We start from the raw sequence: 23,497 nt of genomic DNA on the forward strand, positions 1-23,497 counted from the left end.
CTGTGCGGAAGGCGTATGGGCCGTCCGGCAGGTGTGCGGCGGGGCGGGCTCTCGGGCTTTGCATCTCGCCCGTGCGCTTGTGGCCCGGGGCCTTTGGCGGGTACCGTTTCAGAACCCGCGCGGGCTCGCCGTATACGTATCAGGTGTTTTATGCAGACCTGCACATGCGGGCGGCCGTGGTTTGCGCATTTTATGTAAGTGCCGCCTGGCGCGCGAGCGTCGGGCGGCACAACACTCTGTCTGCGAGTGGGTCAGCAATGGAATGCCGTAAGGCCTTCCATCATCACCTAGTTTTCGTCAATGGTGATGGCGCTAACTTCGCAGACTTCCACACAGGATTCACAGCCGAGGCACTCTTCGGGGCTTACGGCTTCGCACTTGCTGTCTTTGATTTCATAAACTTCAACGGGGCACACGTCCACGCATTCGCCACAGCCTATGCACTTGTCCACATCGACATTCACATTGTAACCCATGATCGTCCTCCCAATAGGTTGTCTTGCTTGATCACACAAGCGGGTAGAATTAGCTTGTGCAATTGGATAGCTTTAGGCCATCCCCCTGTCAAGTGTCCTTTGCGCCGTGCCGTAAAAACGGCTATCGGCGGCGGTTTGTAAGCATCAGCCCTGTGACTGGCTCCGGAATCGGCATCAAGATTCCGTTTTCTCCGGACAGTCGGGGCTGTTGTTTTTTCTTATGGAACAAGCCGCGCATAATAGCCCTTGCCGTTACGCGTGATTTGCATAAGTACTTGACCTGACATGCGTTCCCGCCTGAAGGCCTGTAAGAGATCCTTTTCTTCCTGCACAGGAATCGTCCCTACTGCGGAGATAATATCGCCTTTTTGCAGAAAGGGCGAAGGCCCATTGGCGCTAACGCTGCTCACAGTCACCCTTCCTGCACCTTGCGCCACCCTGAAGCCCCACCGCTTCAGCATGAGGTTGCGGGCATTTTCATCGGTAAAGGGGGCCGGTGTTATATCCAGCGGCACGGTTTCGCCATCGCGCCGCAGACTCAGGCGCAGTTTGGCGTCTGCGGTCTGGTTGCGCAGAATGTCAAGGTAATCGCGCCTGTCGCGCACGGGTGTCGCGTTGATGCTATCTATGATGTCCCCGGGGCGCAGGCAGGCCTTTTCAGCCGGAGTACCGGGAAAAACCGCTGTAACCAGTACACCGCGCGCCCTGCTGAGGCCCAGAGCCATGGCCATGTGCGGGTCTACATCCTGCACATCAAGGCCGAGCCAGAGCGGGCCAACCCCACCTTTGTTCATAAGGTCAGACATGACGCGCCTGGCCTTGTTGACGGGTATGGCAAAGCCGATACCCCCGCCACGGGCGTCTACTGCGGTATTGATGCCTATGAGCACGCCTTCGAGATTCAGCAGGGGGCCGCCGCTGTTGCCGGGATTGATGGCGGCATCAGTCTGGATAAGGTCGGTAAACGCGCTGTTGCGACTGCGTATGGTGCGCCCCAGGGCGGAAATAACGCCTGTGGTCACCGTATGGCTGAAGCCGAAAGGATTGCCGATGGCAATGGCTGTTTCGCCGGGCAGGATATTGTCCGAGTTGCCCAGGTTTACAGAGGGCAGGTCGCTGGCTCCCTTGATCTGCAGCACGGCTATGTCAAAATCCTGGGCCGCGCCACATACGGCGGCGGGAAATTCGCGGCCGTCCAGCAGACGCACCATAACTTCATCACCACCCGCGATAACGTGAGCGTTGGTGAGCACAAGGCCTTTCTTGCCGTCTACAATAACGCCCGAGCCAAGGCTCTCGCGCTTTTGCTTGCGGGGCGAGCGCGGTCCGTTAGCGCCCGGTCCCTGGCCCGGTCCGAAAAACTGTTCCAGCGGCGAAAGGGTTTGCCCCTGGATTACCTGCGTGCTGGTGATATTGACTACTGCCGGAGCAACTGCCTGAACCGCACGCACAACAGGCGTCATGCGCGGGCTGCTTTCCTGCGGGGCCGCGCCTGCCGTCAGGGGGGCCAGAGTGAGCATCCCGCCTGAAAGAAATGTCAGCAAGGTCCAGTACATGGCCCAGGCCAGGGTGCGGTGTATGCCGCAAAAATGTCTGGGTCCGGCAAGCTGTCTGATGCCGGAAGGCATTTTTTTGTATATGGCTGTAAGCGAGTGGGTCATTGTTGGTATCCCTTTGGGGCTTTTTACCTCACATACATAAGCACCATGAACTGTTCGTAAAGGGCCGCGAAGCAGATTGCCGTATAAAAGGCCCGGCCCTTGCGCAGGACTGCCGGAAAGGCTAGAGAAAAAACATGAACGACAGCACTTTTTCATCGTCTTGCCCGCCACCCTGGCTGGAGCGCTTTTTTCCCGGTTTGCGAATTGAACCGCTGCGGCAGCAGGATATGTCTGCGGCCCAGGCCCATCTGGACAATCTTACCAAGCCCCGGGGCAGCCTCGGCAGGCTTGAGGACCTGGCCCGCAGGATTTACGCCATGCGCCGGGGGCAAACGCCCTTGAGCGTCAGCCCGGCCCTCATGCTGACGGTGGCCGGCGACCACGGTGTGGCGGCGCAGGGTGTTTCACCTTTTCCCCAGGCTGTGACGCGGCAGATGGTGCAGAACTTTTTTGACGGCGGCGCGGCCATTAATGTGCTGTGCCGCAGCACGGGCATGGATCTGCTTGTTGTGGACGCCGGATGCGCGGGCGGCCCCTTTGCGCCACACGCCATCCTGCTTGATCGCCGCCTCGGCGACGGCACGGCGGATTTGAGCCTTGGCCCGGCCATGAGTGTTGATGTCTGCCTGGCGGCCCTGCGCACGGGCATTGAACTGGCTCATGATGCCGCTGACAAAGGCTATCAATGTCTTGGTGTGGGTGAAATGGGTATTGCCAACTCCACTTCCGGCACTGCGCTTTACTGCGCTCTGCTGGGGCTTGCCCCCGAGGTCATGGCCGGACCGGGAGCGGGGTCGGACGCGGGCATGGTACGTCACAAGGCCGAAATTGTGCGCCGTGCTCTTGCTGTGAATGCAGACCATTTGCGCGGCGGCGACCCGGTGGCGGCCCTTGCGGCCCTTGGCGGATTTGAAATTGCCGTCATGAGCGGCATTATGCTGGGCGCCGCTTCGCGCCGTCTGCCGGTACTGGTGGACGGATTTATCTGTAGCGCCGCATATGTGGCGGCTTTGCGCATATGCCCGACCCTGGCTGATTATGCGGTGCTGGCTCACGCTTCGGCCGAACAGGGGCATGGGCGCGCTCTGACCCGGCTTGAAACAGCCGCTACCGACCACCGCCCCCTCCTGCATCTGGACATGCGACTGGGCGAAGGAACAGGCGGGGCCACTGCCTATACGCTGTTGCGCTGCGCTGTGGATATATACAATGATATGGCTACATTCGGCGCCGCAGGGGTAGATGCGTGCTGAGTAACGAGCAGGACAAGCGGGCTGACGGTGCGGAACCCGCCACGGGGCCGGACGCGGTTGGAACGGGCAGGGCCTCTGGGCCTGCGGGCGGCACGCCGCCGGTTGCGGATGCCGCCTGCCTGCCGCAGCCTGCTGCCGCTTCGCTGCTGGAACTGCGCAGCGTATCGCGGCATTTTTCCATCAGGCGCGGCTTGTTCGCGGAGCAGCGCGTACTGGTTGCCGTGGACGACGTAAGCCTGAGCCTTGCTCCGGGTGAGAGCCTGGGCCTTGTGGGTGAATCGGGCTGCGGCAAATCTACCTTGGGGCGTCTGACTTGTGGCCTGCTGCCGCCAACTGCTGGCCGCGTACTGCTGGATGGCAGGGGGCTGCCCTCTGCCGGTGCGGGCAGTTGGGCCTCCGGCCGGATACAGATGGTTTTTCAGGATCCTTTTTCTTCACTTAATCCACGCCGTTCTGTGCGGGCCTCCATTGCCGAACCCTTGGCCGCCCGCAACCTGCCCCGTGCCGAACGCCACGAGCTGGCCGACCGGATGCTTGCCACCGTGGGCCTTGAGGGCATGGGGGGGCGGTATCCCCACGAGTTTTCCGGCGGGCAGCGCCAGCGCATTGCCGTAGCCCGTGCCTTGATTACCCGGCCTGATGTGGTCATCTGCGATGAGCCGGTGTCAGCCCTGGACGCTTCGGTACAGGCCCAGATCCTCAATCTGCTTCGCGAGGTGCAGGAGCATTTCGGCCCGGCCTATCTTTTTATTTCTCACGATCTTGCCGTGGTAGGCTTTTTATGCAGCCGCATTGCGGTCATGTATCTGGGCCAGATTGTGGAAGAGGCCCCGGCAGGGCAGCTTTTTTCGGGGGCGGCGCATCCGTATACGCGCGCGCTTATGGCTGCCATGCCCAGCGGAACAAGTGGGGGCCGTCTGGCAGAACCGCTTGAAGGCGAACTGCCCAGCCCGCTGGACCCGCCGGACGGGTGCCGCTTTCACCCGCGTTGCCCGTTGGCGCAGGATGTCTGCCGCAACGAGGTCCCGGCCTGGAAGGAGTGCGCGCCGGGCTGGCGCGTGCGCTGCTGGCTGGCCTGACCGGAAATGCGAAAGAACCGCTGTCTCCCTTCGCGTAGGCGGCTTCAATGGAGACGCTGGGAGCATTTCAATCGTTAAAAAGGCCCAAAGCCTTTTAACAAGGTATTCCCCTTAAAAGTAAAAGCGCTCACGACAGCCACAAAGCGCTGCTTTCCTTTCCGCAAGTTCTTCGGCCAACGGCTGAAGCTGTGTCTAATCCTTCGTGCCCGGCGTCCGCTCGCGCAGACGCCGGAACAGCGCCACAATGCAGCGTCATAATTCCAGGGGCTGACAAGCTCTATCCGTTATCCCGTTCCATTTCAGCCCCCCGGGCATTGGCGGCCAGCACCGCATCCACCAGCAGGCCGGTGAGGCCCGCGCGGTCCAGGGCGTTGACCCCGGCGATGGTCAGGCCCCCGGGCGAGCACACATTGTCGCGCAACTGGCCCAATGGCGTCGCATCTTCTTCCGCCATGCGCGCCGAACCGGCAAAAAGGGCCGTAACCATTTGCCGCGTCTGGGCATGGGGCAATCCCATCGTTACCCCCGCCTGCACAAGGCCCTGCATCATGGCAAAAACATAGGCCGGGCCTGCGCCGATAAGGGCGGAAAAAGCCGTAAACTTGTCTTCGGCCATCTCGACGCACTGCCCGAGGCCGCTGAAAATCTGCAGGATAGCCTGCCTGCATTCACTGCTGAGCGCAGGATCGTCAAAGCACAGGGCAAACACGCCCATGCCCACCAGAGCCGGTGTATTGGGCATGCAGCGCACCACGGGACAGAGCGCTTCGGCCCATTGGTGCAGGTTGTGCATGGTGATGCCCGCCGCCACAGATATAATGACCTTGTCCTTGTTCAGGGCGGGGCGTATCTGCTCCATTATTTCGCGTATCTGGTAGGGCTTGACGGCCAGCAGGATGATATCTGCGTTTTCCGCCACAGCCAGAGGGGACGCCATGACGCGCACCCCGGCTTCTTCCAGGGCCTGCATGCGCGAGGCTGTGCGGTTGTAACCGCAGAGCGTGTAGGCGCTGTTCCGGTTTTCGTTCCGCGTTCCAGGACGGGCCAGACCGGACATGATGGCCCCGCCCATGTTGCCACAACCCACACAGCCTATGCGCAGCGTCATAATTTACTCCGAAATTTCCAGTCCGTTGAAGAAGTAGCCGATTTCAAACGCCGCAGTTTCCTGCGCGTCAGAGCCGTGTACGGCGTTGGCCTCAAGACTCTGGCCGTACCGGGCGCGCAGGGTGCCGGGCTCTGCCTGCGCGGGATTGGTGGCTCCCATGAGGGCGCGCCACCGGGGTACGGCGTCTTCACCGTGCAAAACAACACAAACAACCGGGCCGGAAGACATATAGTCCGTCAGGCTGTCAAAAAAAGGACGCTCGCGGTGAACGGCATAAAAACCGGCAGCCTGCGCCTTGGAAAGATGCAACCTTTTAAGGGCCACGATCTTCAGCCCCGAAGTTTCCATAGCCGCCAGTATTTCACCGGTCAACTGGCGTGAAACAGCGTCGGGTTTGATTATGGCAAAGGTGGATTGCATCATGGCGTACTCCTCATGCTAGATTGGTGAAATCAGGACGCCGCATGCGTCCTGCGCGCCCCTTGCGGCGCGTCGCCTGTCTGGATTCTGCCCCCCATTGAAGCAGCTCCGCCAGGCAAATTTTTCAGAAACCGGTTTGGCTGCCGCTTTTGGGCGCGCACCGGATCTGCTGTGGCCGCCTTTGGGACGGCAGCGCCCGCAGCGTTTTCAGCGCAGAGGCATTTGTAAAGCGTTGTCCGCAGCCGCATCGCTGGCTGTTCCGGCTTTTTCCAAAGCCAGGGTCCAGATGAGGCGGCGCAAGGGTACAAGCGCGACGCCTTCCGTGTTTTGCCAGGCGCGCAGGGCGCTCAGGGTCTCGGCGTAGGGGTGGCCGATGGCAATGGCGTATCCCCGGGAGCGCGCCCGGTCCGCTGCCTGGTCCAGAGCCTTGAGAATGGCCGGCGTCTGGCGGTATGTATCAAGAAAAACATCCCGGCTGGCACTCACCAGCCCCTGGGCGCGGCCCTGCTGCGCCAGCCGGGAACCGGGAGTTGTGAGACTGTCCAGCAGAAAAAATCCCGTACCCGCAAGGCGCGCGCACACAATACGGCAGGCGGCGGCATCGCTTGTAAACGCGGAACCCATATGGTTGTTCATGCCCACGGCAGTGGGCAGGGTCGCCAGATCTTCCTCAAGGGTGGCCTGCACGCGGTGCGGCTCCATGCCGACCTTCAAGGCTCCCTGCCCGGGGTTGGGGATGGTTCCGTCCTTTCTGGGCAGGGCTTCCATCGGCACATGGACGAGCACGTCCATACGTCTTTGCGCCGCCAGTGCCGCTGTGGCCGTGGCATGTGGCGCGTGGGGCCATATGGCGGGCGTAACGGCATAGGGCAGGGCGGCAAGCGCCCCCGCAGCTTCGAGGCTTTGCCCCATGTCGTCAATGACCAGCGCCAGAGCCGGACGGGGCAGGGGCATGTCCAGCCCGGCCAGTTCGCCCGCGCGCCCGGGAAAAAGAAAGCGGTGCGTCAGGCGGCCGTGGTCGCGTATTTCCAGTTGCCCGCCGCTGGTCCAGCGCAGGCGGATATTTCCGTCGCGCAGGAAAGAGGCGTCCGGCGCGGCCCTGTCTGCTCCTGTTTTTTCTGTCCCGGCGGAGCCTGTGCCTACAGGTGGCGCTGCCCGCGCCGTGAGTCCGGTGGACCCGGCCTGGGGGAAAGCCCCGTCAGCATGTGCTGCAAACCTGTCCAGCAGCGTCAGCCCCAGGCGCAGTGGCGCACAGGGGCCGGTAATGGTGTAGACGCGGATGCCGGAAAGTTCCGGCAGGGTTTCAGGTCCATTGGCCCGATCTCCCGTATGGGAGGCAGCGGTCAGAACTTCGCGCTGCCAGCGCGCCCTGGGCAGCGCGGCTGACATGGCTTCTTCCGCTGCCATATCCAGTGCCGTCAGGCGTGCCTGAAAACGTTGGCCGTCGTCTGCTGCCGTGGATTCCAGGGGGCGGGCATGTCCGTATTCAGCTTGCGCCGACGCGGTAACGGCGTCAGCCCTGAAAGGCTCTTCTTCCCCACGGCTCAGCCAGAGCGCCAGGGCAAGGCAGCCCACCAGCCAGAGACCGCCGCCGAGGGCCATGCGCCATGAAGCGGAAAGCCTCCCGACCGGCCATGAGCGGACGGACGGGAGGCTTGTAGTATGTTTTTTATCAGACATGTGCCACTGGATTGCGCTTCAGGGCGTTATTGAGCCTTGATTTCACTCATCTTGGGCAGGTTTTTGACCATCTGCAGGCCCATGCGCAACTGATTGTCGCGGGCAAGCTGCTCCTGGGCATCATTGGCCGTATTTTTGCCCTTGGGAGCCTTTTTGTCGTTCTTGGTTTCAAGGTGGCGGTTCAGATCCTGCTCGCGCAGGAGCATGCGCGGATTGTCCTTGTCGTCGGAACGCGGCGCTTCAAAGGGAATTTCAAGGTCAGGCACGATGCCTTCGGCCTGAATGGAGCTGCCGTTGGGCGTATAGTAAAGAGCCACCGTGAGCTTGAGTCCGGAACCATCGGAAAGGGGAATGATGTTCTGCACAGAACCCTTGCCGAACGAGCGCTCACCCATGATGAGGGCGCGTTTCTGGTCGCGCAATGCCCCGGCCACGATTTCAGACGCCGAGGCGGAGCCCGCATTGATCAGGACCACCATGGGCACTTGCACATCGTCGTTCTGCTTTTTTGCCGAATACACACGTTCTGTGTTTTCGCGGCGACCCTTGATGGAAACAATGGTGCCTTTTTCAAGAAAAGCGTCGGCCACACTTACGGCCTGGTCAAGCAGCCCGCCGGGATTGTTGCGCAGGTCAAGCACAATGCCCTTGATGCCGCCATTGCCCTTGCTTTCTTTTGCCGCCGCCTTGAGCGCGTCTTTCAGCTCATCGGTGGTGCGTTCTGAAAAGCGTGTGAGGCGTATCCAGTAATAGCCGTCCTCAAGCTTTTTGGACTTGACGCTGATGAGGGGAATGGCATCGCGCGTAATGCGAACAGTTTGCGGGTTTTTCGAGTCATTGTGCAGGATGACCAGTTCCACTTCAGATCCCTTGGGGCCGCGGATGCGCGAAACCACTTCCTGAAGCGACAGCTCCTGGACGGGCTGGCCGTTGATGGACAGAATGATGTCGCCCGGTTGCAGCCCGGCGCGGAAGGCCGGGGTGTCTTCAATGGGGGTCACCACGGTAATCTGGCCGTTTTCCTGTGAGATTTCTATGCCCACGCCAAAGAATTCGCCGGAGGTAGTCTCCTGCATTTCTTTGTATTCATCTGTGCTCATGAAGGTGGAGTGGGGGTCAAGCCCCTGCAGCATACCTTTGACGGCCCCGTTGATGAGGTCGCCCTGGGTTACATCGCGCACATAGTAACGCTCTACCAGGTCAAGAACCTGGCTGAAGCGCTTGAGGGCATCAAATTTATTGGGGGCTTCCTTGACAGGCTCTTTTGCGTCAGCGCCGTAGGATACGCCGGGAAACGCCGCGGCAGCGCCAATGAGCAGAAGGAATGCAAACATGTGTGAACGGAAAAGAAGACGCATACAGACGTTCTCCAGGCATACAGAATGAACATAAAAGTACGTTGCGGCGTTCTGGCCGCAACGCGGAAAAGAAGCGCCGTCCGGTCGGAAGCCCGGTCCGGCGTACATCAATTCATAATGAACTTTTTTATGGTAAAAGGCAAATCAAAAGGCAGCTATTGCGATATCTGATTGAATTTTTTGTAAAAAGAAAATCAGAGGATGTGGAATGGCCGGGATGTTCCTGAGTGACGCCTGCACACAGGCATGGTCCTGCAACAGTGCATACAGGAAAATAGATATCCAACAGTGCGAATCTCATGGCTTTTGTTGTAATCAACGCGGACGGGGGCTGCCGCAGGCAGCGGCAGATTCCGCATGCGCTCCGGCTGCAAAGGCTGGCACGGGCGAACAGAAGGCCGGTATTCGCCATAAAAACAGGGGGCTGCCGTCTGGCGGCAGCCCCCGAGCCGAAAGGCTCCTCCAACCATCATCCATCCAGAGCCGCGCGGTCAGCAGGTCTGGCGTTTCGGGCAACCGGTCAGGCCGCCGGAAACAACCCTACTTGCAGCACTCGCTGGCATTGAAAAATGCAGCCGTACCGGCGCCGCACACGGGGCAGTCGTCGCAGGGGCCTTCGTGCGTGTAGCCACAGACCTTACAGATGTAGTAATCGGTTTCGGGCAGGCCGCCGGGATTTTCCAGAGCTTTTTTATACAGGTTGGCGTGTATTTCTTCCACGCTGTTCACAAAGTCGAAGTACTTGGCAATGGCGGTCTTGCCTTCGGCTTCGGCTTCTTTGATCATTTCGGGGTACATCTTGGTGAATTCGTAGGTTTCACCTTCGATGGCGGACTTGAGGTTGGCCGTGGTGTCGCCGATTTTACCGGCATTACGCAGGTGGGCGTGGGCGTGGATGGTTTCGGCGGCGGCAGTGGCGCGGAAAAGCTTGGCTACCTGGGTCAGGCCTTCCTTGTCGGCCACCTGGGCGAAGGCAAGATATTTACGGTTGGCCTGGGATTCGCCGGCAAAGGCCGTCATGAGGTTTTCCTGAGTCTTGTCCATTTTTTACTCCTTTTATGTAAAGCTGTTGCTTTTTATTATCGAGAACAATTCCTATTTAAACAATCTCACGCTTATTGTAAAGCTTTTTTTCAGGCCAGCTTGGTATTTTGCATTTTACTGACACAGTATATCATACTTTTCAATATGTTGCTACATAAAGTAGCGGCAATGCCCGTTTGGCTGCGCGTTTTGCCTGTTGCGTTCGTGGCATTTGGGGCCGCTGTTGCGGAAATATGGTTACTGTGGAGCCTGCTTTCCGTCAATGAAGCAGGGCCTCGGCGGCGTGGCGCGGAGTAGGGGGGTACACGGCCCGGTTGGGTGGGCCTGTTTTATGCCCGGTTCGGCTTGCTCCTCTGATAAGCCCTTCCCTAAGAAAGGCGCAGCGGCTACACTGGCCGCATGGACCCACAGCATATTATTGATCATCTTGGCCTCGCTCCGCACCCGGAGGGCGGGTATTACCGCCGCACGTACTGCTGCGGCCACACGCTCGCCGCGCAGGATCTGCCCTGTGGTTTTGACCGGCCCCGGCCCGTATCCACTGCCATTCTTTTTCTATTGCGGGCAGGGCAGTATTCGCGCCTGCACCGCATACGGCAGGACGAACTGTGGCACTTTCACCTGGGTGGCCCCTTGCGGCTGGCGTGGATAGACCGGGACGGGCGCGCTCACGAGACGATTCTTGGCCCGGATATTCTGAACGGCCAGGCTTTGCAGTGGGCCGTGCCGGGTGGCTGCTGGTTCGGCGCGACACCCGCGCCGGCATCAGCCTACTCGCTGGTGGGCTGCACCGTGGCCCCCGGTTTTGATTTCAGCGATTTGTGCTTTGGCAGCCGCAGCGAACTGGAGAGGCGCTATCCCCTGGCCGTGGACTGCATCCGCGAATTTTGCCCGCCTGATGCCGCCCACCCCTCGCAATCCGGCCATATGAAAGATGCCCCCTGCGGCGGTTCCGCCCATCGGGCGGCAGGTGGCCGTTTATGAGCCGCTACCCCGTGCCCGCTTCCACTGCCGCAGAGCCGCATTGTACAGAGCTTATCATACGGCGCAGCCGTTTCCTTACCCTGTGCGCCCACACCCCTGGGCCAGCCGCATCGCGCGCCTTTGTGGAGGAAATACGCCGTCGCCATGCCGACGCCACGCATAACTGTTGGGCCTATGCGGCGGGCGCGCCGGGGCATACGGCACAGATCGGTTCATCGGATGATGGAGAACCACACGGAACCGCAGGACGCCCCATGCTCCAGGTGGTGCTGCACAGCGGGGTGGGCGAGTTGTGCGTAGTGGTGAGCCGCTGGTTCGGCGGTGTCAAGTTGGGAACCGGTGGGCTTGTTCGCGCCTATCAGGACAGTGTGCGTGAAAATCTCGCTTCGCTGCCGCAGGTGGAAAGAGTGCCGCAGGTGCACCTGGCTGTTACTGTGGAGTACGCGCATGTAGACGCCCTGCGGCGTCTGCTGCCCGGCTTTGAGGCCCTGGCCGTGAATGAAACCTATGAGGCCGAGGCGCATTTTGTTCTTCTGCTGCCCGAGGAGCATCTGGAGCGGTTCAAGCCGGCGCTTGCCGGTCTGAGTAACGGTTCGGCGTGTTGCCGCCTTGTGGAGGATGAGAACGCCTGAGTTTTTTCCGGCAGGTGTGACTGGCGCGCCTGTCCCGTGCGCTTCGAGCATCCGGCGCGCCCGATGCGCCAACCATACCCTGTGCGCCTGATACGCCGATGCACCCGATACGCCGATGCACCCGATGCGCCCGATACACCCTATACGCTCAGATAGCGCAGGGATGGTTACCCGGTGCGCTGTACGGCAGCTTTGGGGCATCAGGGCTTTTCGGAGCGCGGGCGCCTGAGGCAACGGGGCGCGCCATGCCTGCTGTCAGCGGCCCTACTCGACCACCTTTACCGGAAGCCCCGGCGCAAGGCGCACCTGGCCTTCCACCACCACCTTGTCCCCTTCGGCGATAGTCCCTTCGATCACGCTGACATCCTTGTGTTCAAACAGGACCTTTACCGGGCGGTAGGCGGCATTCTTTTTTGCGTCCACCACGTATACATAGGATTCATCGCGGCCGGACTGCACCGCGCGTGAAGGCACGGTAAGCACATTGCTGCCCATGCCGAGGGGAAGTTGCACCTGCACAAACTGGCCGGGCCACAAGCGGCGGGAGGCGTTTTCAAACGTGCCCCGCAGACGGATAGTGCCTGTGCGCGTGTCAACGCTGTTGTCCACCAGGGTCAGCAGACCCTGGTCCGCCTGACCTCCGGCGGGGGTTGCCGTAACTGGAACGGGGTCGCCGTCCATACGTTCAAGAATCACGGGCAGATGCGCTTCCGGCACTGAAAAACTCACATAGATGGGCGAAAGCGTGTCAATGGTGACTACGGGGGCGGCATCTGTGGATTTCACCATATTGCCCCTGTCCACATTAAGAGCGCCCACCCGCCCGCTGATGGGGGCCACCACCGTGCAGTACGCAAGGTCAAGGGCCGCGCTTTCAACGGCGGCCTTGTCGGATTGCACGGTAGCACGCAGCGCAGCGGCCTGGGTCGCGGTCTGTTCATAGGCTTCACGGCTTACATAGCCGCCGCCCACCAGCTTGCCGTACCGCGCCATGTCATCAAGGGCCTTGTTCAACTGGGCCTGTGATTTTGCCAGCAGACCACGCTTTTCGCGCAGGGCGGCCTCAAAAGGGCGTGGGTCGATGGTGATGAGAGGCTGGCCTTCCTGCACATCCTGGCCTTCCGTAAAGTGGACCTGCTGGATTTCTCCGGCTACTCTGGGTCTGACGCCCACCGAGGCGGAAGCCCGCACATTGCCCACAACGTGCAGCAGGCGCGGCACATCAGCGCGCGTTACCGGGGTAACACGCACGGGAGCCGGGGCCGGACCGGAGGTTTCCTGCTCGTTGCCGGAACAGCCGTTCAGGGCGGGGAGCAAGGCCAGAACCAGAGCCAGCAGCAGGCCTGAAGCCCGAAGCATCCACGCAGGGCGCGTGCGGGAAAAAAAGGGTATGCGTAAGCAGTTGTCAGGGCGCGTCATGGATATATCCTTAAAGAGAAAGCGTGGACATGGCTGCGGAACGGCCGTAAACAGGTCGTGCCAAAAGCCTGCGGGTTCTGGTGTCCACAGGGTGAAGCAAGCCACGCTCCGCGTCAAGGGGCGGTGACCCTTCAATGAGCCTTGTGTTTTCCGGGCCGGTGCCGCAAGGTTCAAGAGCTTGCGGCAGGGGCCTTTGCCGGGGCCGGGCGGCGATAAAAAAAGCCTGTTCCGCAGGATTGCCAATATTGACTTTCACCCCCTTCCCGGCATAATTACGCCTCTTTTTTGCGTGCAGTATTTAACCCTCGCCCGGCGGGCGATACAAGGAGTGAGAATTGGCAAAAAACCGCGCATTGCAGCAGTGGCGGGTGGAGGATTCCATCGAACTGTACGGCATCCGCAATTGGGGGGCCGGATATTTTGACGTTTCCGACGCGGGCGAAGTGGTTATCTGCCCGCAAGGTCCCAAAGGCCCGCAGGTTTCCATTCCGGAGATTATCTCTGGTCTGCGTGACAGGGGCTATGACATGCCCGTGCTTTTGCGCGTGGAAAATATTCTGGACTCGCGCATAGCGAACATTCATGAAAGCTTTCGTAAGGCCATAAAAAATCTCGGTTATACCGGGGCCTACCGTGGCGTTTTTCCCATCAAGGTGAATCAGCAGCAGCAAGTGGTGGAAAAGATCGCCCAGTTCGGCGCGCGGTACCACCACGGGCTTGAGGTCGGCTCAAAGGCCGAGCTTATTGCCGCAGTGTCGCTCATGCAGGACAGGGAAGCCTGCATCGTGTGCAACGGGTACAAGGATGAAGAGTTCATGGACCTGGGCCTTCAGGCCCTGCGCCTGGGCTTTAACGTGTTTTTTGTGCTTGAAATGCCCAGCGAGCTGAATGTGCTGCTGGAACGCAGCAAGGCTCTTGGGGTGCGGCCCAATATCGGCGTGCGCGCCAAGCTGGCCGTAAAGGCTGGCGGCCACTGGACGGATTCCGGCGGCGAGCGTTCCACCTTCGGCCTTTCCCCGGCGCAGGTGGTGGACGTGGTGGACACCCTCAAAAGCCACGACATGCTGGACTGCTTCAAGCTGTTGCACTACCACCTTGGTTCGCAGGTTTCCAACATCCGCGACATCCGCACGGGAGTGATGGAAGGCGCGCGTCTTTATGTGGGCCTTATCCAGGAAGGCGCGCCCATGGGCTACCTTGACCTGGGCGGCGGCCTGGCTGTGGACTATGACGGTTCGCACACCAACTTCATTTCTTCGCGCAACTATAATCTGGATGAATACTGCACCGACGTGGTGGAAACCATCATGAGCATCCTGGACGAGGAAAATGTGCCTCACCCGCACATCATCACCGAGTCCGGCCGCGCCACCGTGGCGTACTATTCGGTGCTGCTTTTCAACGTGCTGGACGTCAGCATGATTGAAGAGGTGCAACTGCCCGAAAGCCTGCCCGAAGGCACGCCCGAGCCGGTGCAGAACCTGCGGGAAGCCCTGGCCAACATCAGCCTGCGCAATTTGCAGGAATGCTATAACGACGCCATCTATTACCGCGATGAAATGCGCCAGCTTTTCTCCACCGGCCGGGTAAATCTGCGTCAGCGCACCATTGCCGAGCGTTTTTTCTGGGCCATCATCATGCGTATCGCCCAGGAAAAAACCCGTCTCAAGAATGTGCCGCGCGACCTGGCCGACATTGATGTAAGCCTGGCCGACATCTATTATGGTAACTTCAGCGTGTTCCAGTCCTTGCCCGATACCTGGGCCATTGACCAGCTTTTCCCGGTCATGCCCATACACAGGCTCAAGGAGTTTCCTGCGCGCCATGCCATCATTTCGGACATCACCTGCGATTCCGATGGCCGTATCGACCAGTTCATCGACCCCCAGGGCATGAAGCCCACGCTGGAGCTGCACCCCCTGCGTGACGGCGAGGAATACTATCTTGGCGTGTTCCTTGTGGGCGCATATCAGGAAACCCTGGGCGACCTGCATAACCTCATGGGCGACACCAACGTGGTGTCCATCCGTGTGGCCGAGGATGGAAGCTACGAATACGTGCGTGAAATCCGCGGCGACTCTGTGGCGGATATTCTGAGCTATGTGGAGTACGACCCCCGCCGCATACTTGAGGACCTGCGCAGCACAGCAGAACTGGCCGTGCGGCAGGGCCGCATTTCGCCAAGCGAGAGGTTCTCTGTCATGCAGGCCTTTGAAGACGGACTGCGCGGCTATACCTATTTTGAGCGGTAAAAAGCCTGAAACAGAACGGCCCGTGCCAAAAGCGCGGGCCGTTTTTCGTTGCACGGGCGAAGGGGCAGGGGCTGGCTGTCCGCAACTGCCGACGGCAGCATTCTTACAGCCGCCGCTTTTTATGCGGGGTCGTGACGGAGCGCCGCCGCGAACTGTCTGATGTAAGCCGCCCGGCGTGAACTGTCCTGAATGCAGGCCCGTTATGAAGTGAATGGGCTGCCGTGAGCTGCCGCGCTGCCCGCAAGGGGCGCAGGCGTACGCGAAGTGCCGCGCACGGTCAGGATTGCCGCAGCACTTCCTCGGCATAGTTATGGAGCACATGCGGCAGGCCTTGCAGCAGAGCGCCCACCTGGGTGCCGGGATCGGGCGCGCAGTGTTCTGCCAGCAGGCGGGCAATGCGTGCCGCCGCAAGGCTGGCCCGGCACATGGGTATGCCGCCTGCCAAAAGCGCCGTTACAAGGCCCGTCACCAGATCGCCGGTTCCGCCAATGCACTCCATAGCCGCTACCGAAGGCTCTTTTACCGTACCCGTCAGACGGCCGCCGCAAACAATGTGGTCAATCCGGCCCTTGATGATCAGGTGGGCCGGGCAGTTGCCGTGGGCATTGGCTCTTTCCAGCAGGGCGGCGACATTTTCTTCCTCGGCCAGCAAAAAACCTCTGGTATAAAATGGATGCGGGGCTTTTTCATCGGCAAGAAAGGCCATTTCGCCAATGTCAGGGGTGAAAAGGTCATAAGCGTCGGCATAGCCGCTCATTTTGGCCACATACATAAAGCCCGCGTCCGCCACCAGCACGGGCGGGGTGGGCAGCGCCTGCAGGGCCATGAGCACGCGGTTGTGCCAGTCCACATCGGGAAAAAGATAGTGAAATGTCATGCCCTCAGGGTTCAGGGTATCGGCGTGCTCTGTAAGCCAGGCATACAGGGCGCGGCTGCCCTCTCCCGAGCCCGTGTCTCCGGCCAGCAGCAGGCGGGGCGGCTGAAACCCCAGTGCCTCACAGGCCAGAAGGGCGGTGGCGGCCAGAGCCTCGGTGCCGCGCTGCACGGGAAAGGCGCTGCCGTCCGCGAGGTGAAGCCATCCATCGCACATGCGGGCAGGGCCTTGGGCCGCTGCCTCGCGAAAAACCGGGTCCGGCCCCGGTAGAGTGCCGGCTATGTACCACATGAATATTGCCTCCGCAGTTCTTCAAAGGCTTTTTGCAGGCTGTAACAGCAGAGCGTCTGCCCGAGGCTCAGGGGGTCCGGGGCCTCGGCAAGGCGCAGGCCGCACAGGCAGTGCGCAAGCCACGGCACGTCCGGGCAGCCCCCGCCGGAAATATTCACAATACGGCCGTCCTGCGTGTCCAGGGTGATTTTCATATTGGCGGCACGTACCATAATCCAGCGGTCCATGCGCCTGACCTGGTAAAGTGATACCGGCTCAAGCAGCACATCATGGGCGCTGACCACCTGTTCCGGCTCGATGCCATCCTTGTGCAATATTTCCAGCACGCGGGCCTGGCTCACCAGTTCAAATACGATCACCATATCGCAGCCCGTGCGCAATTGCGGCGGCGGCCCTTTGACTTCCACATCAAGACCGGCAGTGCGAAGCAACTTTTCTGCCTTGATGACTTCGCCCGTATGGGCAAAAACCAGCAGGCCCCTGTCGCTGACGGCACGGGCGGTGCGGGACGAGGGCTGCCCGCCTTTGGCGGGGTGGGGTTGGCGCTGGTCCGCTCTGGTTTTCTTGCCCAGCAGGGTACGGGCGGCGCGGCCAAGGTTGCCCATAAAGCCGCCGCCCGTTTTGCGTATGCCCTTTGGTTTTTTATTCATGCAGGTATCCCGCCGGGCGGACACTGGTCCGCCCGGCTGTTTGTTGGCTTTTCATCTGCTTTCGGAGCCTTTGGGCGTTGCTCTGCGCAGGGCGGCTCCGGCTTGTCTGTTATGTCCGGGCTTCATCTGTATGAAGCTGCATGGGGGCAGCGGCGTGCTGGCAAATGCCTTTGACCTTGCCCGCCCGCGGTCTGCCATGTCTGACATCAGCCTGGAATGCCCAGAGTCAACTGCTCCAGGGAGCTAGTCCTTGCACAGCTCCAGCCTTGTAATTCCTTGTCCTTCGTCGGCGGGGTCCACGCGGAAACCTCGGTTGCGGGCTGCGCGACTGACGTTTTCGCGGCTGGCGTCGTTATCTACAAGTACACTGAAGGGACCGTCGCCCGCCTTGGCGGCATTGAGAAAGAGAAGCACCGGCTGCGGGCATGAAAGACCGCGGGTATCTATAAGTACGGACATTACGCGCCTCGCTTGCAGTTGTAAAATCCTATGCACAAACAAATGCCAAGGCCGGCCAGGGTGGCGGCCATGCCGTGGGGGCCGATGCCGGCGGGGCTGGAGGCCATGCCGAAGTTGTGGGCCATGGCCGTACCCGCGATGAGGCCCATGACAAACACGGCGGCGTCGTTGTCGCCTTCGCCCGCCATAAAGAGCTGGCGTCCGGGGCAGCCGCCCGCCAGGGCAAAGGCAAGACCCGCCGTAACCATGCCCATAAAGTTCCACAGGTCATTAGGCTGTGAAACCGGCTGGTTTTCAAAACCCCAGTGGAAGGAGCCGAAACTGATGTTCATGACCAGGGCCGCCGCAAACATGGCGATAAAGCCCAGGGCCAGAAACCACTGGTTGAACAGGATGACGTCGCGCAGGGCGCCCATGGTGCAGAAGCGGCTGCGTTGCGCCAGAAAGCCCACGGCCAGTCCGGCGCATAGTGAAAAGATAAACGGCGCATGCTGTGAGCCGGGGCCTTTGATGGAGTAGAAGAGCACGCCGCTTTTAAGCTCGCCGATTATCTGCGGGTCGGCAAGATACAGAGCCACAAGGGCGATCATAAGCGCGGGCAGCAGCAAGCCCGATATTTTCCCCTGCCCCTGACTGCGGCCCAGGGAGAATCCCATGCGGAAAAAGACCGTGCCTATGCCCACGCCTACGATAAGACCGGCCAGGCCGAAAAGGGCATGGGCATCGCCGCCGGCCAGGCGCAGGATGACGCGCCAGGGGCAGCCCAGAAAAACCAGCGCGCCTATGCCAGCGATGGCCCCGAGAAAAAAGCGGATGATCGGCGCCGAGCCGCCGCGCGGCTTGTACTCGCCGAAAAGCATGGCCGCCGCAAAGGCGCCCAGTACCATGCCCATTATTTCCGGGCGCAGATACTGCACAAGGTCAGCCCTGTGCAGGCCCACAGCCCCGGCAATGTCGCGGTTAAAGCAGACTACGCATATGCCCATGTTGCCCGGATTGCCCGCCTGTTGCAGCAATACGGCCAATACGCCGAAAATAAGGCCGACCACGATGATGCCCGTGGTGGTGGAAAGAATATTGAAGCCCTGTTTCATGGCTTTCCTCCTGTTTGCGGGCGCATGCCCATTGCGTAGGCGGCCTGTATGGCCGCATTACGCGGACGGAGGGTTACCGTTTGTCAGGGTTGTCGCGTCATGCTCCCAAGTCTCAAGACGCGCCGCCGCCCGCATATACTCCACACCGTGAAGCCTGTGGGCTTGCGTCAGGTTTTGCGCTTGGGCATGTGCGCTCCTTGTGTTGCGCCGCACGGTCTGAGCCGTGGACAGGGGCGGCAGGGCCGCCCGGCAAGGTTACAGCCGGGGAATGTTTCAGGCAAACTCGATCCCGGCAGGTTGCCCCTGAAGTCAGGCAGGGCTGGCCGTAAGATGAACCGCGTCCTGCCCGTCCCTTTCGGTGAGCAGCACATCCACACGTTCCTGGCGGCTGGTGTTGACCGTGCGGCCCACATAGTCGGCATGTATGGGCAGTTCGCGATGGCCCCGGTCTATAAGGGCCAGCAGCTCCACAGCCCTGGGGCGGCCGTAGTCCAGCAGGGCTTCAAGGGCGGCACGGATGGTGCGGCCCGTATAGAGCACGTCATCCACAAGAATGATCACGCGCCCGTCCACGCTTGCGGGTATGCGCGACTGGCCGATATGCGGCTGGGCCTCAAGGCTTGTCCAGTCGTCACGGTAAAGGTTGATATCCAGTGTGCCAAGCAACACCGGATGCCCCAGGCGTTCCTGCAGCAGGTCTGCCAGGCGGTGGGCGAGGTCCGCGCCGCGCCGCTCGATGCCTACCAGCATGACATGCCCGCAGTCTGCGTGGCGCTCCATAATCTGGGACGCCAGGCGCTCCAGCATGCGGGTCATTTCATGTTCTTCAAGCAGCAGGGTTGTGCCCATGTTTCCTCCCGTAACGTCTCGCTGAAAGCAGCGTAACGCTTTTTGTGGCCGAAGAAAAGTCCTCCGGTAATTGACAAGGCCGGTGCATGGCCTTAGTTACTAGGTCACCAGAAATATGGAGGACACCATGATTCAGTTGACCGACAACGCCCGCAAGGAACTCGATTCCTTCTTTGCGGACAAGAAAAAGGATCCCATCCGGATCTACCTTTCGGCCGGTTGAGGCGGCCCGCGCCTTGCACTGGCTCTGGACGAGCCTAATGATCAGGATTCAACCGAGGAACAGGCCGGGTACACCTTCTGCATGAGCCAGTCTTTGCTGGACGAAGTGAAGGGAGTCACCATTGATTTGACCTATATGGGCTTCACGGTTACCCCCGAGGTGCCCTTTGCTTCCAGCGGCGATGGCGGATGCAGCAGCTGCACAAGCTGCGGCAGCCATTAACAGAGCGGGCTTGGTTCCCCGCTGGCCGATGAAGCATATCTGCCTGTTTTTCGGTATTTTTTTATATACTTGAAAAATATTGGAGGAACCATGCTTGAATTGACCGAAAGCGCCCGTCAGGAACTGGATGCCTACTTCAAGGGCAAGGAAAAGAGCGATATCCGCATCTATCTCGCCCCCGGCGGCTGCAGCGGCCCGCGCCTTGCGCTGGCTATCGACACTGTCACTGAAGATGACCAGAGCGAAGAACAGGGCGGTTTTACCTTCTGCATCAATAAAGAACTGCTGGGCCAGATCGAGGGCGTGAAAATCGACCTCACCCACATGGGCTTTATGGTCGAACCCACCGTACCCCTGCCGCAGAGCGGCGGGGGAGGTTGCTCCGGCTGCTCCGGCGGCTGCGGCGACTAACTGGGCGGATTGGTATAGTTGACCGGGGGCGGCCTTTGGGCCGCCCCCTCGCCGCTTTAAGAGCGCGGGTATTTTTACCATGGCCGCTCCATCATATAACACTGCGGTTTTACGCCGCGCTCCCGCATTGCGGCCGTGTCGAAAAAGCACGCCACATGGAATATTTTCATGAGTAATTTCAGCACAGTACTGGCAAGCAAGGAAGGGCAGGTTTATATCGAGCGCAGCGGCATGGCTACACGCTGCCGCCTCGCCGCCGAAGCGTTTGCCCAAGGGCGTACCGTGGTGCTGGTGGCCCGTGACCGGGAAGAATACAACAGCGCCCGCGCCTTGCTGACGCTTTTTACCCCCCAGCTTTCGCTGGCCGACAAGTCTGTTTCCGAACCCCAGTGGAACAGCCCCTGCCTGACCCTGCCGCCCCTGAGCCAGTGGCAGGACAAGGCCTCATGGTCAGCGCGCCTTGCCGCTCTGTACGGCCTTGCGCAAGGGCGGCCGCGCTGCATTGTGTGCAGCGTGGAAAGCCTGCTGCTGCGTCACATCCCCCTGGATTTTTTTGCCGCCCGCAATCTTGATTTGCGCAAAGGCAGCGATTATGCGCCGGAGCTGTTACTGGATCAGGCCGTTGAATGGGGGTATGAGCGCGTTCCCATGGTGACGCGGCCCGGAGAAATGGCCCGCCGCGGCGATATTCTGGATATTTTTCCCACAGGCCATGTAAAGCCGGTACGTCTGGAATTTTTTGGCGACACGCTGGATGAAATGCGCGTTTTTGACGCTGAAAGCCAGCGTTCGTTGCAGGGCTGTGATGAACTGGTTCTTTTGCCTGCCAGCCCGCTTGCCCTGGATGCCAAAAGCCTTGCCGCGGTGCGTGAACGCTGCGACCGCATGTTTGCCGAGGGCCGCATCAGCGAAAACGAGTGCTATTCTTTCAAGAAAGCTCTGGATGGCGGCGGCCTGGGGCTTTTGCCCGGCAGTGTGCTTGAAGCGCCAAGCCTGTTTGAAGACTGGCTGCCCAAAGACAGTCTGTGGCTTTTGCCCGGCGAAAGCGACAGTGCCGACGCCCTGCGCGATGGCCGCCTGAGCCTCAAGGAACGGCTGGAAGCTGCCGACACGCCCTTGCCGCAACCCGCGTCGCTGGCCTTGCGTAAAAGTTCGCAGCCCGCCCCCTGGAACACATTTCAGCGCGTTTACGCCGAACCACTGGTTATGGGCGTGGAAGAGCGGGGGCTGGACCTGCCCGAACGCCCATTGCACTCCTTTACCGATCTTTTCCCCCTGCCCGGGGCGCAGGACCGCCCCTGGCAGCATCTCGCCGCGGGGCTCAAGGAGTGGAAGGGCAGCCGACGCCAGATTGTGTTGAGCTTTTCTTCCGGCAGAAGCCGCGCAAAATTTCTGAAACTTGCGGAGCAGGACGGCATCGTACCCGCCTTGCGTTATGCGCCCGAGCAGCGGGGATTGTTCGCCCTGGTTGCACCTTTCCGCTCCGGAGCCGAGCTTGTCTGGGACGATGTTCTGGTGCTTGGCGAAGACATCCTTTATCCCAAGGCTGAAAAAACGCCGCGTGTTTCTTCCCGCGTGTTCAAGGGCCTGGACTCTTTTGACGACCTGAAACCCGGCGACCTCCTTGTCCACAGGGATTACGGCATAGGCCGTTTTGCTGGTCTGCACCATCTTGATCTCAACGCTGCCGCCAACGACTTTCTGCTGGTGGAATACTCCGGGCATGACAAGCTTTATGTGCCTGCCGACAGGCTGGGCCTTATCCAGCGCTTCAAGGGAACTGAAGGCGTGGAGCCTTCCCTTGACCGCCTGGGCGGCGCTGCCTGGGTGGCCGGCAAGGAAAAGGCGCGCAAGGCCATTGAAAAGATTGCCGCCGACCTTGTGGAGATGTACGCCTACCGCAAGGTGACCAAGGGTTTTCGCTACGATCCCCCCGGTGAGCTGTACCACGAGTTTGAGGCGACATTCGGCTTTGAGGAAACCCCCGATCAGGCCAAGGCCATTCAGGACGTGCTGGACGATATGGACAAGTCGCGCCCCATGGATCGCCTTGTGTGCGGCGATGTGGGCTTCGGCAAGACCGAGGTGGCCCTGCGCGCCGCCTTTCGTGCTGCTTCCGAAGGGCGGCAGGTGGCCCTGCTGTGCCCCACCACAGTGCTGGCCGAGCAGCATTATCAGACATTTCGGGCGCGTCTGGCGGGCTTTCCCGTCAATGTGGGGCTGCTCAGCCGCTTTGTGCCGCGGCCCAGGCAAAAAGAGGTGCTCAAGGCCGCCGCTGCCGGGCAGATTGATATTCTTATCGGCACGCACCGCATTCTTTCCAGTGATGTGAAGCTGCCCAACCTGACGTTGCTTGTTCTGGACGAGGAACAGCGTTTCGGCGTGCGGCACAAGGAAAAGCTCAAGGCCCTCAAGAAAAACGTGGACGTATTGACGCTCACGGCCACGCCCATACCGCGCACCCTGCAGCTTTCAATGTCCGGCATACGCGAGCTTTCCATCATCGAGACAGCGCCGCAGGACCGCAAGCCCGTAGCCAGCGCCGTGCTGCGCAAGGACGACAATGTGCTGCGCAAGGTGCTGGAGCGGGAAATCGAGCGGGAAGGGCAGGTCTTCTGGGTCTACAACCGTGTGCAGGGGCTGGAGCGCGTGGCCGAATATGTACGCGGCCTTGTTCCTGATGCCCGCGTGGGCATGGCCCACGGCCAGATGTCCGAGGCCGAGCTTGAAGACACCATGCACAAATTCTGGCATGGTGAACTGGATGTGCTTGTCTGCACATCCATTGTGGAATCCGGGCTGGATTTTCCCCGTGCCAACACACTGGTGGTGGATCAGGCGCAGATGTTCGGCCTGGGGCAGTTGTACCAGCTTCGCGGGCGTGTGGGCCGCAGCGACAGACAGGCATACGCCTTTTTTGTGGTTCCCGATGCCGAGCGGCTGACGGCCGTGGCCGAAGAACGCCTGCGTATCATTCTGGACATGGACTATCTGGGGGCAGGTTTTCAGGTTGCCATGGAGGATTTACGGCTGCGCGGCGCCGGGAATATCTTGGGTG

21 protein-coding genes and 1 pseudogene are annotated in these 23,497 nt (G+C 60.6%); 8 read left to right on the forward strand and 14 right to left on the reverse strand.

The features are described from left to right. Nucleotides 1-287: 287 nt before the first annotated feature. On the reverse strand, nucleotides 288-476 hold the full coding sequence (locus QZ377_RS06230; RefSeq protein WP_291440328.1) for a ferredoxin: 189 nt from the start codon (nucleotides 474-476) through the stop codon (nucleotides 288-290). Between the two features lie 218 nt (nucleotides 477-694). After that, entirely contained in the window at nucleotides 695-2,137 is a 1,443-nt protein-coding gene (locus QZ377_RS06235) for a trypsin-like peptidase domain-containing protein (RefSeq protein ID WP_291440329.1), read from the reverse strand. A 134-nt stretch (nucleotides 2,138-2,271) separates the two neighbouring features. Here QZ377_RS06235 and cobT point away from each other — a divergent pair, with 134 nt between their 5' ends. Then, nucleotides 2,272-3,390, forward strand: coding sequence for a nicotinate-nucleotide--dimethylbenzimidazole phosphoribosyltransferase (cobT, locus tag QZ377_RS06240; RefSeq protein ID WP_291440330.1), 1,119 nt, complete (start codon nucleotides 2,272-2,274; stop codon nucleotides 3,388-3,390). A 119-nt stretch (nucleotides 3,391-3,509) separates the two neighbouring features. Further along, the gene (locus QZ377_RS06245) at nucleotides 3,510-4,469 is read left to right on the forward strand and encodes an oligopeptide/dipeptide ABC transporter ATP-binding protein (RefSeq protein WP_291440364.1); all 960 of its coding nucleotides are present in this window, start codon (nucleotides 3,510-3,512) and stop codon (nucleotides 4,467-4,469) included. Nucleotides 4,470-4,746: 277 nt separating this feature from the next. On the opposite strand, the gene proC is transcribed toward QZ377_RS06245, so the two are convergent. The 5 genes from proC to QZ377_RS06270 form a co-directional block, all read right to left on the reverse strand. Beyond that, the gene (gene proC / locus QZ377_RS06250) at nucleotides 4,747-5,577 is read right to left on the reverse strand and encodes a pyrroline-5-carboxylate reductase (RefSeq protein WP_291440331.1); all 831 of its coding nucleotides are present in this window, start codon (nucleotides 5,575-5,577) and stop codon (nucleotides 4,747-4,749) included. A 3-nt stretch (nucleotides 5,578-5,580) separates the two neighbouring features. Continuing rightward, nucleotides 5,581-6,000 (reverse strand): nucleoside-diphosphate kinase, encoded by a 420-nt coding sequence (ndk, locus tag QZ377_RS06255; protein ID WP_291440332.1) that lies wholly within the window; start codon nucleotides 5,998-6,000, stop codon nucleotides 5,581-5,583. Nucleotides 6,001-6,204: 204 nt separating this feature from the next. After that, nucleotides 6,205-7,677 carry a divergent polysaccharide deacetylase family protein gene (locus QZ377_RS06260; protein WP_291440333.1) on the reverse strand — a complete coding sequence of 491 codons (1,473 nt, stop codon included), beginning with the start codon at nucleotides 7,675-7,677 and terminating at the stop codon, nucleotides 6,205-6,207. Nucleotides 7,678-7,703: 26 nt separating this feature from the next. Further along, a complete protein-coding gene (locus tag QZ377_RS06265; RefSeq protein WP_291440334.1) occupies nucleotides 7,704-9,035 on the reverse strand; it encodes a S41 family peptidase in 1,332 nt (443 codons plus the stop codon). Between the two features lie 540 nt (nucleotides 9,036-9,575). Next, nucleotides 9,576-10,079, reverse strand: coding sequence for a rubrerythrin family protein (locus QZ377_RS06270; protein ID WP_291440335.1), 504 nt, complete (start codon nucleotides 10,077-10,079; stop codon nucleotides 9,576-9,578). Nucleotides 10,080-10,478: 399 nt separating this feature from the next. Here QZ377_RS06270 and QZ377_RS06275 point away from each other — a divergent pair, with 399 nt between their 5' ends. Further along, nucleotides 10,479-11,063 carry a cupin domain-containing protein gene (locus QZ377_RS06275; RefSeq protein WP_291440336.1) on the forward strand — a complete coding sequence of 195 codons (585 nt, stop codon included), beginning with the start codon at nucleotides 10,479-10,481 and terminating at the stop codon, nucleotides 11,061-11,063. Continuing rightward, the gene (locus tag QZ377_RS06280; protein ID WP_291440337.1) at nucleotides 11,060-11,695 is read left to right on the forward strand and encodes a YigZ family protein; all 636 of its coding nucleotides are present in this window, start codon (nucleotides 11,060-11,062) and stop codon (nucleotides 11,693-11,695) included. The genes QZ377_RS06275 and QZ377_RS06280 overlap by 4 nt, the downstream gene beginning before the upstream one ends. Before the next feature lie 264 nt (nucleotides 11,696-11,959). On the opposite strand, the gene QZ377_RS06285 is transcribed toward QZ377_RS06280, so the two are convergent. Both QZ377_RS06285 and QZ377_RS06290 read right to left on the reverse strand, forming a co-directional pair. Then, a complete protein-coding gene (locus tag QZ377_RS06285; RefSeq protein WP_291440338.1) occupies nucleotides 11,960-13,114 on the reverse strand; it encodes an efflux RND transporter periplasmic adaptor subunit in 1,155 nt (384 codons plus the stop codon). Between the two features lie 10 nt (nucleotides 13,115-13,124). After that, nucleotides 13,125-13,370: a hypothetical protein gene (locus tag QZ377_RS06290; RefSeq protein ID WP_291440339.1), complete on the reverse strand. Its 246-nt coding sequence runs from the start codon at nucleotides 13,368-13,370 to the stop codon at nucleotides 13,125-13,127. A 79-nt stretch (nucleotides 13,371-13,449) separates the two neighbouring features. Here QZ377_RS06290 and speA point away from each other — a divergent pair, with 79 nt between their 5' ends. Then, nucleotides 13,450-15,366 (forward strand): biosynthetic arginine decarboxylase, encoded by a 1,917-nt coding sequence (gene speA, locus QZ377_RS06295; RefSeq protein WP_291440340.1) that lies wholly within the window; start codon nucleotides 13,450-13,452, stop codon nucleotides 15,364-15,366. Between the two features lie 277 nt (nucleotides 15,367-15,643). Here speA and QZ377_RS06300 read toward each other — a convergent pair whose 3' ends face one another. From QZ377_RS06300 to pyrR, 5 genes are all read right to left on the reverse strand, one after another. Continuing rightward, nucleotides 15,644-16,531: an NAD(P)H-hydrate dehydratase gene (locus QZ377_RS06300; protein WP_291440341.1), complete on the reverse strand. Its 888-nt coding sequence runs from the start codon at nucleotides 16,529-16,531 to the stop codon at nucleotides 15,644-15,646. Further along, complete coding sequence (locus QZ377_RS06305) at nucleotides 16,519-17,181, reverse strand: DUF3343 domain-containing protein (RefSeq protein WP_291440342.1); 663 nt, start codon at nucleotides 17,179-17,181, stop codon at nucleotides 16,519-16,521. The genes QZ377_RS06300 and QZ377_RS06305 overlap by 13 nt, the downstream gene beginning before the upstream one ends. 243 nt (nucleotides 17,182-17,424) lie before the next feature. Beyond that, a complete protein-coding gene (locus QZ377_RS06310; protein WP_291440343.1) occupies nucleotides 17,425-17,640 on the reverse strand; it encodes a sulfurtransferase TusA family protein in 216 nt (71 codons plus the stop codon). Continuing rightward, nucleotides 17,640-18,734 carry a YedE family putative selenium transporter gene (yedE, locus tag QZ377_RS06315; protein ID WP_291440344.1) on the reverse strand — a complete coding sequence of 365 codons (1,095 nt, stop codon included), beginning with the start codon at nucleotides 18,732-18,734 and terminating at the stop codon, nucleotides 17,640-17,642. The genes QZ377_RS06310 and yedE overlap by 1 nt, the downstream gene beginning before the upstream one ends. A 309-nt stretch (nucleotides 18,735-19,043) precedes the next feature. Then, nucleotides 19,044-19,583: a bifunctional pyr operon transcriptional regulator/uracil phosphoribosyltransferase PyrR gene (pyrR, locus tag QZ377_RS06320; RefSeq protein WP_291440345.1), complete on the reverse strand. Its 540-nt coding sequence runs from the start codon at nucleotides 19,581-19,583 to the stop codon at nucleotides 19,044-19,046. A 127-nt stretch (nucleotides 19,584-19,710) separates the two neighbouring features. Between pyrR and QZ377_RS06325 the strand changes: the two genes are divergently transcribed. The 3 genes and pseudogenes from QZ377_RS06325 to mfd all read left to right on the forward strand — a co-directional run. Next, nucleotides 19,711-20,028 carry an IscA/HesB family protein gene (locus QZ377_RS06325; protein ID WP_081428279.1) on the forward strand — a complete coding sequence of 106 codons (318 nt, stop codon included), beginning with the start codon at nucleotides 19,711-19,713 and terminating at the stop codon, nucleotides 20,026-20,028. Nucleotides 20,029-20,118: 90 nt separating this feature from the next. Next, nucleotides 20,119-20,439, forward strand: a complete 321-nt coding sequence (locus tag QZ377_RS06330) for an IscA/HesB family protein (RefSeq protein WP_291440346.1) — start codon at nucleotides 20,119-20,121, stop codon at nucleotides 20,437-20,439. Nucleotides 20,440-20,730: 291 nt separating this feature from the next. Beyond that, a pseudogene (gene mfd / locus QZ377_RS06335) lies at nucleotides 20,731-23,497 on the forward strand (transcription-repair coupling factor); the annotation flags it as partial.

It is taken from the genome of Desulfovibrio sp. (assembly GCF_019424165.1).
In the GTDB taxonomy this organism is placed as follows: domain Bacteria; phylum Desulfobacterota; class Desulfovibrionia; order Desulfovibrionales; family Desulfovibrionaceae; genus Desulfovibrio.

What these genes read in the sequence shown, in the direction of transcription:
- QZ377_RS06230 (WP_291440328.1), bottom strand. Translation starts at nt 476, where the DNA reads ATGGGTTACAATGTGAATGTCGATGTGGACAAGTGCATAGGCTGTGGC.
- QZ377_RS06235 (WP_291440329.1), bottom strand. Translation starts at nt 2,137, where the DNA reads ATGACCCACTCGCTTACAGCCATATACAAAAAAATGCCTTCCGGCATC.
- cobT (WP_291440330.1), top strand. Translation starts at nt 2,272, where the DNA reads ATGAACGACAGCACTTTTTCATCGTCTTGCCCGCCACCCTGGCTGGAG.
- proC (WP_291440331.1), bottom strand. Translation starts at nt 5,577, where the DNA reads ATGACGCTGCGCATAGGCTGTGTGGGTTGTGGCAACATGGGCGGGGCC.
- ndk (WP_291440332.1), bottom strand. Translation starts at nt 6,000, where the DNA reads ATGATGCAATCCACCTTTGCCATAATCAAACCCGACGCTGTTTCACGC.
- QZ377_RS06260 (WP_291440333.1), bottom strand. Translation starts at nt 7,677, where the DNA reads ATGTCTGATAAAAAACATACTACAAGCCTCCCGTCCGTCCGCTCATGG.
- QZ377_RS06265 (WP_291440334.1), bottom strand. Translation starts at nt 9,035, where the DNA reads ATGCGTCTTCTTTTCCGTTCACACATGTTTGCATTCCTTCTGCTCATT.
- QZ377_RS06270 (WP_291440335.1), bottom strand. Translation starts at nt 10,079, where the DNA reads ATGGACAAGACTCAGGAAAACCTCATGACGGCCTTTGCCGGCGAATCC.
- QZ377_RS06275 (WP_291440336.1), top strand. Translation starts at nt 10,479, where the DNA reads ATGGACCCACAGCATATTATTGATCATCTTGGCCTCGCTCCGCACCCG.
- QZ377_RS06280 (WP_291440337.1), top strand. Translation starts at nt 11,060, where the DNA reads ATGAGCCGCTACCCCGTGCCCGCTTCCACTGCCGCAGAGCCGCATTGT.
- QZ377_RS06285 (WP_291440338.1), bottom strand. Translation starts at nt 13,114, where the DNA reads ATGACGCGCCCTGACAACTGCTTACGCATACCCTTTTTTTCCCGCACG.
- QZ377_RS06300 (WP_291440341.1), bottom strand. Translation starts at nt 16,531, where the DNA reads ATGTGGTACATAGCCGGCACTCTACCGGGGCCGGACCCGGTTTTTCGC.
- QZ377_RS06305 (WP_291440342.1), bottom strand. Translation starts at nt 17,181, where the DNA reads ATGAATAAAAAACCAAAGGGCATACGCAAAACGGGCGGCGGCTTTATG.
- QZ377_RS06310 (WP_291440343.1), bottom strand. Translation starts at nt 17,640, where the DNA reads ATGTCCGTACTTATAGATACCCGCGGTCTTTCATGCCCGCAGCCGGTG.
- yedE (WP_291440344.1), bottom strand. Translation starts at nt 18,734, where the DNA reads ATGAAACAGGGCTTCAATATTCTTTCCACCACCACGGGCATCATCGTG.
- pyrR (WP_291440345.1), bottom strand. Translation starts at nt 19,583, where the DNA reads ATGGGCACAACCCTGCTGCTTGAAGAACATGAAATGACCCGCATGCTG.
- QZ377_RS06330 (WP_291440346.1), top strand. Translation starts at nt 20,119, where the DNA reads ATGCTTGAATTGACCGAAAGCGCCCGTCAGGAACTGGATGCCTACTTC.